Annotated in this window: 14 protein-coding genes; 3 read left to right on the plus strand and 11 right to left on the minus strand. The window is 65.3% G+C overall.

Translation table 11 applies throughout. The features are described 5' to 3' along the window. Nucleotides 1–152: 152 nt before the first annotated feature. A complete protein-coding gene (locus ACFZAU_RS40650; RefSeq protein ID WP_500556405.1) occupies nucleotides 153–761 on the plus strand; it encodes a SigB/SigF/SigG family RNA polymerase sigma factor in 609 nt (202 codons plus the stop codon). Between the two features lie 296 nt (nucleotides 762–1,057). On the opposite strand, the gene ACFZAU_RS40655 is transcribed toward ACFZAU_RS40650, so the two are convergent. The 11 genes from ACFZAU_RS40655 to ACFZAU_RS40705 all read right to left on the minus strand — a co-directional run bounded on the left by ACFZAU_RS40655 (nucleotide 1,058) and on the right by ACFZAU_RS40705 (nucleotide 6,701). Continuing rightward, the gene (locus ACFZAU_RS40655; RefSeq protein ID WP_500556406.1) at nucleotides 1,058–1,408 is read right to left on the minus strand and encodes a gas vesicle protein K; all 351 of its coding nucleotides are present in this window, start codon (nucleotides 1,406–1,408) and stop codon (nucleotides 1,058–1,060) included. Further along, nucleotides 1,405–1,611 (minus strand): gas vesicle protein, encoded by a 207-nt coding sequence (locus ACFZAU_RS40660; RefSeq protein WP_500556418.1) that lies wholly within the window; start codon nucleotides 1,609–1,611, stop codon nucleotides 1,405–1,407. Before ACFZAU_RS40660 ends, ACFZAU_RS40655 begins: the two co-directional genes overlap by 4 nt. 14 nt (nucleotides 1,612–1,625) lie before the next feature. Then, nucleotides 1,626–2,396 (minus strand): GvpL/GvpF family gas vesicle protein, encoded by a 771-nt coding sequence (locus ACFZAU_RS40665; protein ID WP_500556407.1) that lies wholly within the window; start codon nucleotides 2,394–2,396, stop codon nucleotides 1,626–1,628. Beyond that, nucleotides 2,393–2,764 carry a gas vesicle protein gene (locus tag ACFZAU_RS40670; RefSeq protein ID WP_500556408.1) on the minus strand — a complete coding sequence of 124 codons (372 nt, stop codon included), beginning with the start codon at nucleotides 2,762–2,764 and terminating at the stop codon, nucleotides 2,393–2,395. Before ACFZAU_RS40670 ends, ACFZAU_RS40665 begins: the two co-directional genes overlap by 4 nt. Nucleotides 2,765–2,787: 23 nt before the next feature. Next, on the minus strand, nucleotides 2,788–3,672 hold the full coding sequence (locus ACFZAU_RS40675) for an SRPBCC family protein (RefSeq protein ID WP_500556409.1): 885 nt from the start codon (nucleotides 3,670–3,672) through the stop codon (nucleotides 2,788–2,790). Continuing rightward, entirely contained in the window at nucleotides 3,665–4,255 is a 591-nt protein-coding gene (locus tag ACFZAU_RS40680) for a hypothetical protein (protein ID WP_500556410.1), read from the minus strand. Before ACFZAU_RS40680 ends, ACFZAU_RS40675 begins: the two co-directional genes overlap by 8 nt. A gap of 13 nt (nucleotides 4,256–4,268) precedes the next feature. Further along, nucleotides 4,269–4,544: a gas vesicle protein GvpG gene (locus tag ACFZAU_RS40685; protein WP_500556411.1), complete on the minus strand. Its 276-nt coding sequence runs from the start codon at nucleotides 4,542–4,544 to the stop codon at nucleotides 4,269–4,271. 11 nt (nucleotides 4,545–4,555) lie between these two features. Next, on the minus strand, nucleotides 4,556–5,266 hold the full coding sequence (locus ACFZAU_RS40690) for a GvpL/GvpF family gas vesicle protein (RefSeq protein ID WP_500556412.1): 711 nt from the start codon (nucleotides 5,264–5,266) through the stop codon (nucleotides 4,556–4,558). Between the two features lie 3 nt (nucleotides 5,267–5,269). Beyond that, complete coding sequence (locus ACFZAU_RS40695; protein WP_500556413.1) at nucleotides 5,270–5,704, minus strand: gas vesicle structural protein GvpA; 435 nt, start codon at nucleotides 5,702–5,704, stop codon at nucleotides 5,270–5,272. A 108-nt stretch (nucleotides 5,705–5,812) separates the two neighbouring features. Beyond that, entirely contained in the window at nucleotides 5,813–6,163 is a 351-nt protein-coding gene (locus ACFZAU_RS40700) for a gas vesicle protein GvpO (protein ID WP_500556414.1), read from the minus strand. A 391-nt stretch (nucleotides 6,164–6,554) separates the two neighbouring features. Continuing rightward, nucleotides 6,555–6,701, minus strand: coding sequence for a hypothetical protein (locus ACFZAU_RS40705; protein ID WP_500556415.1), 147 nt, complete (start codon nucleotides 6,699–6,701; stop codon nucleotides 6,555–6,557). Between the two features lie 557 nt (nucleotides 6,702–7,258). On the opposite strand from ACFZAU_RS40705, the gene ACFZAU_RS40710 reads away from it, so the two are divergent. After that, entirely contained in the window at nucleotides 7,259–8,113 is an 855-nt protein-coding gene (locus ACFZAU_RS40710) for a YihY/virulence factor BrkB family protein (protein WP_500556416.1), read from the plus strand. A gap of 407 nt (nucleotides 8,114–8,520) precedes the next feature. Further along, nucleotides 8,521–8,994, plus strand: coding sequence for a VOC family protein (locus ACFZAU_RS40715; RefSeq protein ID WP_500556417.1), 474 nt, complete (start codon nucleotides 8,521–8,523; stop codon nucleotides 8,992–8,994). The last annotated feature ends 211 nt before the right edge of the window (nucleotides 8,995–9,205 follow it).

Below are 9,205 nucleotides of genomic sequence, written 5' to 3' on the forward strand. Positions count from 1 at the left end.
CTTGAGATCCAGAAGCAGCCAGTCGCAGTAGCTGAAGGAACGCGCTCGATTGCGCAGGTCAGGCACATGTCTAGGGTGCTGTTCGCCCGTCTCGCAGTTCAATGTCGTTGGTGCGTTTCGCGGCACGGCGGTTCTCTCAACGTGCTGATCACATGGACGACATCCTGCAGGTCAGGACGATCGGGCTCATCAAGGCGGTCGATCGGTTCGATCCCGACTATGGGGCCGAGTTCGTCACGTTCGCTTTGCCCACCATCGTGGGAGAGATGAAGCGCTTCTTTCGCGACACCAGTTGGTCGGTGCATGTCCCGCGCCGTCTGCAGGAACAACGACTTGACCTGGTCAAGACAACGGATGTGTTGGCTGCGGAGCTCGACCGTCTGCCCACCGTTGCGGAAGTGGCTCAGCGCATGGACGTCACCGAGGACCAAGTGCTGGAAGCGATGCTAGCCGGCAACGCCTACTCGGCTGTCTCGCTCGACGCTCCGCCGCCTGAGGAGAGTCCAGACTCTGGGACCGCCTGGGCCGAGCGCTTCGGATACGAGGAGCCCCGTTACGGCAAGGTCGAGGACCTGCACGCCCTCAAGCCGTTGCTCGCCGAACTCCCTGACCGTGACCGCAAAATCATCGACATGCGTTTCGGGCAAGCCATGACGCAAAAACAGATCGGACAAGAGCTGGGTGTGTGCCAGATGCACGTTTCGAGGCTGCTGACACGCATCCTGGCGCGGCTACCCGAGCAGATGGTGCCTCAGGACTGAACGTGCGTGGAACACCGCGCTCTTCAGGCTCGTGAGTGTGCCGGCCTGGGTGCTGCGGAATGGGCCTTGCGGTGGCGTTGGCGCCTGCAACACCCTCATCACCGTGCATCCGACCGACGCAGGCCATGACCCGCCTCTGGACGCGTGGGCTTTGACGACGCTCCGGGATGTGGCGCCGTCGCCATCGACGCCTTTCGGGAGGCCCGGCTTCCATCAGTCGCGGCATGGCGTTATGCCACGGCGATCGGCAGTCACAGCACTCTGCGGCACGGGAGGATGTGCGTCCGTATGCGAAGTCACTGCGGGGGAAGCAACGGGCCTAGTGGACCTAGATCGATGTTGAGGTCCTGCGGCCTCAGCCCAAAGTGCTCACGCAGATCGGCCATGCGCTCCTCGAGGATCATCAGGGTAAGTCCCACGCGTTCCTCTTCGTCACCGGTGAGATCACCTTGGTCGACGCGCCGCAGGGCCTGCCGCTCCATGAGCTGGCGCAGCAGCTCCACCACGGTGAGTACAAGTTTGACCAGGTCACGCTCAACGGTGTCGTGATCCAGCTGCAGTCGTTGGTGCAGCACTGAGGAGGCCTCGCGGCCCTGCTGCTCATCACGCAAAGCGGGATCGGCATCACGAATTGCGGGATCGGTCATGATGAGGGGGCCTCTGCGGTCGGGATCTGCGCCGGCAGATGGGCTTCGACCGACGTGATCAGCGCGCGCAGGGAAATATGGACCAGGTCGACATCGGCGATGGCGAGAGTCAGATCTCCCGTGAGGACGACACCGCCGGCCAATAGTCGGTCCAGCAGGTCGATGAGCGCGATCTGCCTTTCATGGAGGGGCGTGCTGGGCATGGTTGACGTCTCGTTCACGACGGTTCTCCGGTGCCGATGAAGGAGTAAGGTGCCCAGGGCCCAGTGAGCTCGACACGTACGTCGGGGGCGGCCCCTGCGGCCTGCTTGACCAGTGAGGCGAATGCTCCCGACTTCTCTCGGTGCACCAGGTACGCGGTGTTCGCGACATTGACCCCGGGGCCTTCGGCGAGTTGTCCTGCCTGGGGACGGTGCTGGCGTGAAGCGGTAACCAGGGTTGCGAGGTCGGCGTTGATGCGGTCGGCCAGGGCCAGTGCTTGCTGCTCGGTGCTTTCAGCGTGCTGCCGCTGGGCACGGCGCTGAAGGAGGTAGGCCTTGCCGGGGCTCGTTCCCGGCGCCGCGGGCTGGGCCGGCCCCTGTCTGGCCGGTAGAGCGTAGATCTTCACGCCCCACTCCAGCTGGCCGGCCAACATGGCCAGCGAGTCGGTGAACGCCTGATGCTTTTGGGCGAACAACGCCGCAAGCCGCTCTTCGTCCCGATGGATGGTGGCCAGTCGAAGCGGGAGGACGGTGGTGTGTCGAGCCAGTGCCTCGACAACGCGGTGGTGGGCGCGGGCGGTAGCCTCCAGCCAAGGCAGGTCCTCCAGGTGCCGCTTGAGAGCCTCGGCATCGAAGTCGGCCACGGGGACAGGGCTGACCGCTACTGCCAAACCCGTGGTGTAAACGATGTGCACTGGGCAGTCCGCGACGCCTTGCAGGTTTTCCAGGGCCTGATCTTGTCCGGCGAAGGGCAGCAGCACCGCGTAGCTGTACAGGGCTGTCATCATCGATCAGCGCCCCCTTCGGCCTCATCGTGAAGCCTTTCCTTGCCCGTGCCTTGCAGGCTCTCCAGCTGGGCCCGCAGCGCTTCGTTCTCCTGCTGCAAAGTGCGGCTCTCCCGGTCGCTCTTGATCGCGGATGTGTGGGCCCGGGAGGAGAGGGAGGGGTCGTGTTCCCACCAGTCGATGCCCATCTCTCGCGCCTTGTCCACCGAGACCACCAGCAGGCGCAGCTTGATGGTCAACAACTCGATGTCGAGCAGGTTTATCTTGATGTCGCCGGCGATGACCACGCCTTTGTCCAGCACACGTTCCAAGATGTCGGCAAGGTTGGCCGAGCCGCCTTGCGCGGAGGGTGCGTATACCGGGTGACTCATCACGGGGTCCTTCGTTCGCAGGCTTAGCGGCCGGTGCCGGGCGCGGACTGGGAGCCGTGGGCTTCCCCCTCGGGCTCGTCGTCCTCGCCGCCGTCCTCGTCTTCGTACGTCTCGCCCTCGGCGCTGGCTTCATGCAGAAGTACGGGAGGCTTTTCGTCACCGAGGGCAGCATGCTGAAGCGTTACATACCGGGCGAACAGCATCAGGTCGCGGTGAGCTTGACGAACGGGGATCCGGCACAGTGCCGCCGCCTTCTCCGTCAGGCCGCGCGGAGCATAGACAAGAGTGAGGACCACCTTTGTGAGGTCATCGGCCAGAGGGTGAAAGGTTGCGACCGCTTGACTGACATACCGGGTCTCGCCGCTGGTCCAGGCGATCCGCCGGTCGATGACCTTTTCGCTGATCTTCATCGGGCGGCCGCCGCGGATGCCCAGGAGGCGGCCCTTCCAGTGAATCGTTGTGTCGTCGGCCGTTTCCACGGTCTTGACACCCTCCGCCCACAGACCGTACTCGTCGACTTGGGCCCACTGGTCGTATGCCACTGCAAGAGGGACGCCAACGTCGATGGACGCGATGATGGTCAGCGTCTTGGCAGCGCGGCCACGGCCGGGGGTCAGCGCGCTCAGCCGCTTACGCAAGTGGGACTTGGTTGCTTCGCCAGTCAATTCCAGGATCACCCGAGCAGGGCTCTTACCTTCCGACAGCTTGCGGCCGCCTTGAGCTAGAACGTTCAGGGTAGCTGCAGGATCGTTTTCCACTCGTACGCTCACTGAGCCCAGGCGTTGGCCCGCAGCGACGAGTACCCGATGCAACCATGCCAACAGGTACTGCTCAATTGCCTGCTGCAAGCCCTCGACCGCCTGGTGCCGGCCGCCGTCTTGCCGAAGCCGAATGTGGCGGTCAGCCATCGTCCTCGCTCCCGCTGGCCGACTTTCGGTTCGAGCGGGAGGCGCTGCTGGCGCGCTTGCGGGGAGCAGGTGCCTTCTTGGCCGCGCCGCCTGCCGCAGTCCGGGCCGTGCCGGCGGTCTCCCGGGCGGCGGACTTGCCCTGCGTGCTGGCCGTCTTACGACGAGGCCGGGACGTCGGCTTCTCCGACTGCTTGCCCTCAACATCGTCGTCGGCTCCGTCAGGTGCCTCAGCCCGCGAACCGGGCCCCTTGGCCTTCGCTGCCGCAGGCTGGCCCGCGTCGGCAGCATCTCCGGAATGAAGGGCCTTGGCAGCCCTGCCCAGAGCGCCGGACAGCCGGCCACCTCCGTGTGTCACGGTCTCAGCGGTGCCGCTCGCCGCCGCCTTCAGCATGTCCGGGTGCAGGCGCTCGCTGACCCCGGTCAGGCCCGGTATGTGCTTGACCCGCTGCTGCATCTGATCCAGGCTCAGCGGCGTCCTTTTGCTCAGCCACATGGCGGCCGCGAGCGCCATCTTGGCCTTACGCGCCCGGCCGACGAGATACCCGCCGGCGAAAGCGGCGGCGATTTGGGTCTTGGTGTTCACGTCGTTTACTTCCTCATCCGTTCGGGGGCCGTACCTGCCCGAAGCCAGAAGGTTCCGTTGCGTCCCGCAGAGCTTCCAGGCGGTCCAGCAATTCGTCCTCGCGGCGGTCGAACTCTTCTTCCGAGATCCGTCCCGCCAGCAGTTGCTTCTCCAGTTCGGCCAGCTCCCGCTCGACCACGGACGGATCGCGGTGCTGCCGTTGCGCTTCCGCCACCACTTGGTCAAGCACCCAGGTCACGCCACGTAGCGGCGCTACGGGCAAGGTGAGCAAACCAGTGAGCAGACCCACGGCTGCATCACCTACACGAAGCTGTAGGGAGGCAGGGGCCCGGTGACCCGAATGTCCACGCCGCGTCCGAAGTCTCGAGCAAGCTTGTCTGCTGAATCCTGGAACTCGTCCACGCGCTCGCGGTCCACCAGGAAGCTAACATTCGCGAACGCTTCCCCCGTGGCTTCCGACACGACCTCGCTCGCGGACAGCGGCCGCAGGGCCCCCGCCATCTCGCCGCCTAGCTGGAGCTGGTAGGCCTGCAGGCCGGTCGCGACGGCCTCTCCCAGCGCCAGGCGGTCATCGTGACTTCCTCCGCTGCGAGTGCGCTCGTTCAACCGCTGCAGATCAGGGCTTGCCGTCAGTACAGCGCGCAGCGCGGCGTCCTCGTCTTGGACAGCCTTGACGTTGAATTCCACCCGGTCTCGCAGCTTCTCCAGACGCTCCAGGTAGTTTTCCTGACGTGTTTCCAACTCCGCTTCGATGGAGGCCTCATCGGGCGCCAGCAGCCCAAACCGCATGGGCAGTACCGCCCCGTCGGCCGTCAGCGATTGCAGCACCTCCTGGTGGGCCTTCAGGTCCCGGCGCTTGGGTCGCAGATGTTCCGGCGCATCGCCGATCACGGCGACGACCTTGCCACTTCGCACGACACGCAACGGCGCCGGCTCCTCGCCCACGCCCGTGAGGCCGTCGAGCACTAGAGGGTGCGCCTTCTCTGTGATCGCGTACACGTACACGCTCATGGACTAGGACTCCTCCTTCCGGCGGGAGGCGGTGCTGCTGGTGCTACGCCGCGCGCGAGGCCGCTCCTCCTGCGCCGACTCATCGTCGCGTCCCTGCTTGAACGAGTCGGTCAGCGTTTCCAGTGCACCAGTCAGCGCACCGCGACTCTTGCCACGTGCGCCCTTCTCGACGGTGTCACCGACCAGGTCGGGCAGGCCGACGCCGCCCTTGTTCTCCAGATCCAGCCGGTTGCAGGCCTCAGCGAACCGCAGATATGTGTCCACGCTGGCCACCACCACACGCGCATCGACGCGCAGAATCTCGATGCCAACCAGGGAAACGCGCACGAAGGCGTCGATCACCAAGCCGCGGTCGAGGATGAGTTCGAGGATGTCGTAGAGACCGCCGTCGGTCTTCTGCGCTCGGGGAGCAGCGCCCTGATGCGGCACTACAGTCATGGTCGATCCCCCCTTTCGGGGATTTGGGTGTGAGTACATGTGTGGGGACGCTCGACACGGACACCTATGACGGGCAGCCGGCCCCGTTGAGGTGCCCGGAGAGGCTCGTCAGGACCGATCGATTTGGCCCCGGGCGTAGCGACGAACCCGCTCGTATCCGACAAGGTCACCCTCGGCGTCGAGCACTACGGTGTAGGTCGCCAGCACGCTGGTGGAGTCCGGAACCCGTTCGAGTTCCATGACTTCGACGTCTGCGGACCAGCCGTCCTTGGTTCGCGTTAGTGACGACACTGCCTCGGGCGGACGCCCAAGCATGAGCGACAGTTGCTCGCTAGCCTTCCGCAGAGCTTCCACCGGCTTAACGTCCGTCGACGTGCTCGAGGAGTCACCCTCACTGCCGTCGTGCTGAGGGTCGGTGCCCTGACCGGACCGCTCTTCGCTTTGCCGTTTGGTCGTCATATTCGGTTCCTCGTCCCTAGGTTGCCCTTCTCGATGCCGCCACGTCCCCGTTGCGAACCGCCTACCCGAGGTCGTTTCGCTCATGCCCGATGGATGGGTACAGGCATTCGCTTGTTCAGGCAGTGACACCCGCGACAACGAGCCACGCTGCCCCAAGCGCGATGCTGAGTCGCAAAAGGAGTCCAGCTCGCCGCCTCCCTGCCAGCGGCCGGCGGCCATCGCGTGGACAAGGGCGTGACCGCGGCTGAGCCCGTGAATCTGCGGCCGACCAGCCCAGCTTGCCGTGAATACTGTTCACGGCTTCGCCCGCCGGGCGAGGCCGCGCCGTCATTCCCCTACCTCGGGACCGCGGCCACGCCCGATCATTTGTGGATCGGTCAGCTGGACGCAGTCACGGCGAGCCCGGCACCTGCGGACCGAGCAGCCGGCGCAGCCATGACCTCTCGGCGCGCATCGTCATCCGGGCCGCCGACGGATTTATGAACGCAGGATGCCCGAGGAGGTCGGCCATGCGGCGGCCGGCCCCGGCGCAGTGCATGGGATTCTGACTCCTGCGCCTCGCGTTCGTCGCGCACCCAAGGTTTCGGTGCCGGATGGCGGCCTCATCGCCGGCATACCCGGCAGTGGCTCAGCCAGGGAGCGTACGTCCCGTGCATCCCGGTCAGGACGGGCACGTCGAGCCTCGGCTGCGTTTCACATCCGTCACCTCCACGTCCTCCGTCTCCGGAGCCAGCCCGGGCAGCGACCCGGTGCAATGATGCGAGGCGGCCCGAGGGTCTTTGAAATCCCCGTCAAGGCTTCCCTGCGGCGTGCGAACCACATGAGGCGGCCATCGGCGGTTTTGGTCAGTTTGAGGCGGTTAGCCGAACCGTGAGAGCCCTCAGGCGCAGTGCATGACTGTGCCCCCGCGGCCAGATAGGGCACAAGGACGCCCCCTCGCCTGCGGCGCCGGGCACCTGCCGATCAAGGCGGTGAAACATGGGAAGGTACACGAGTAAGGGCTCTGGACGGCTCTCTGCTCCGAGCGCCCGGGAGCCCGCACAGAAGCCCACGGATCTGCCGAAGTCATCGTGGCGAGCTGCGCTGCCGCGCACGGTGAAGGAATTCAAGGCAGACGACCTCACCGACTGGGCAGCGGCCCTGACCTACTACGGGGTACTCGCAATCTTCCCGGCTCTGCTTGCCCTGGTCTCCATCGTCGGCCTCTTCGGAAGCTCTAGCATCAAGCCCCTCATGGACAACGTGGGCACCTTGGCGCCGGGTCCCGTCCGGAACACCTTGAACAGCATGCTGAGTCAGCTTGAAAGCAGCCAGGGGAAAGCCGGCCTCGCTTTGATCATCGGCATTGTGATCGCCCTCTGGGCCGCCTCGGGCTATGTCGCGGCGTTCATGCGGGCCGCCAACGCCGTCTACGACATCGGCGAGGGCAGGCCCGCATGGAAGACGGTGCCCACCCGAGTGGCCATCACCCTGGTCGTCATTGTGATCTTGGCCGCGATGGCAATCGGAGTAGTCTTCACCGGATCTCTGGCACGGAAGACGGGGCAAGTCCTGGGATTGGGTGATGCTGCCATCACCGCTTGGAACATCGCCAAGTGGCCCATTCTGATTATCTTGTTCAGCCTGGTGCTTGCCCTGCTGTACTGGGCCGCCCCGAACGTCAAGAGGCGCTTTCGCTGGGTCAGCCCCGGGAGTCTTCTCGCAGTCGGCATCTGGATCGTTGCCTCCGCCCTGTTCGGACTGTACGTCGCGAACTTCTCCAACTACAACAAGGCATACGGAAGCCTGGCCGCGATCATCATCTTTCTCGTCTGGCTGTGGATCTCCAACATCGCCATCCTGCTCGGCCTGGAGTTCAACGCCGAACTTGAACGCGCCCGAGCCATCCAGGCCGGCCACCCGCCTGATGAGGAGCCCTACGCGGAGCCACGTGACACGCGCAAACTCTGAGGCGATACCTGGCCCGCGTCCGCATCACGTCGGTCGTCGGATCCCGAGCCGGGCGGACTGCCGCCCCCGGAGAGCTGCTTCTCTACCGGTTTACCGCCGTACCGACGAGCGGGACGCGACCACCTCCCGGCCCACGACAGGCACGCCGACCATCCCACAGCGCAGCAGCAACGCCGTCGACGCCATCCCGACGTGCTGCTGCGCGCGAGGGCCGCCGTCTCCTGCGGATGGGGCCGGCCGGAAAACGGTGCCGCTCGCGACCGAGGTGCTGCTCCCCCGGGTGCGAACAAGAAGGCGGCGCACTCTGGAGGGGCGGCCTTGCCAACCAGCCCGGACGGCGAGGCCGCTCAGGGAACTGCGCTGACCTATCCGGATGATGCGTACTGCATCCGGCTGTGGGAGTTCCTATGGATCTGAAGCTAGAGGTTATCGTTCTGCCTGTTTCCGACGCGGATCGGGCCAAGTCGTTCTACGAGGCGGCAGGGTTCCGCTTGGACGTCGACCAAACTTTCAGCGATGACTACCGCCTAGTGCATCTCACGCCGCCCGGCTCCCACTGCTCGATCATGTTCGGCAAGGGCATGACCGCAGCTACCCCGGGCTCGACCCAGGGTCTATACCTCATCGTCTCCGGCATCGAGGAGGCCCGCGCTCAGCTCGTCGGCCACGGTATCGAGGTCAGTGAGGTATTCCACGACGCGGATGGGGTGCTGTACCACGGTCACGAGGCCGGCTCCGTCACCCACGACGGTATGGGGCAGGGACGCCTGTCCGGACCGCACCCAGATCACGCAACCTACAGCTCCTACGCTTCCTTCAGTGACCCCGACGGCAACGGCTGGGTGCTCCAAGAGATCACGGAACGCTTCCCTGGTCGCTGATGAGAAAGCCGATCCGGCGCCCGTCTGGCCGTGCGGTGTCAAGCTGTGGTCAGGCAGGCCCCAATCGCGGTCCCGCCGATCACCTGCCTGCCGGCCGCGGCGGGACCGCTTCTCTTAGAAGGTGTTGTCTTTCCGAAGGTGGTAGCTGCGTTTCCGCTGGTCAGGCGTGAGATTGGTGCTTCGGCGGGAGGGATGGTGTGTCGTGTCGTCT

Source organism: Streptomyces sp. NPDC008238, from assembly GCF_042956445.1.
Lineage (GTDB): Bacteria > Actinomycetota > Actinomycetes > Streptomycetales > Streptomycetaceae > Actinacidiphila.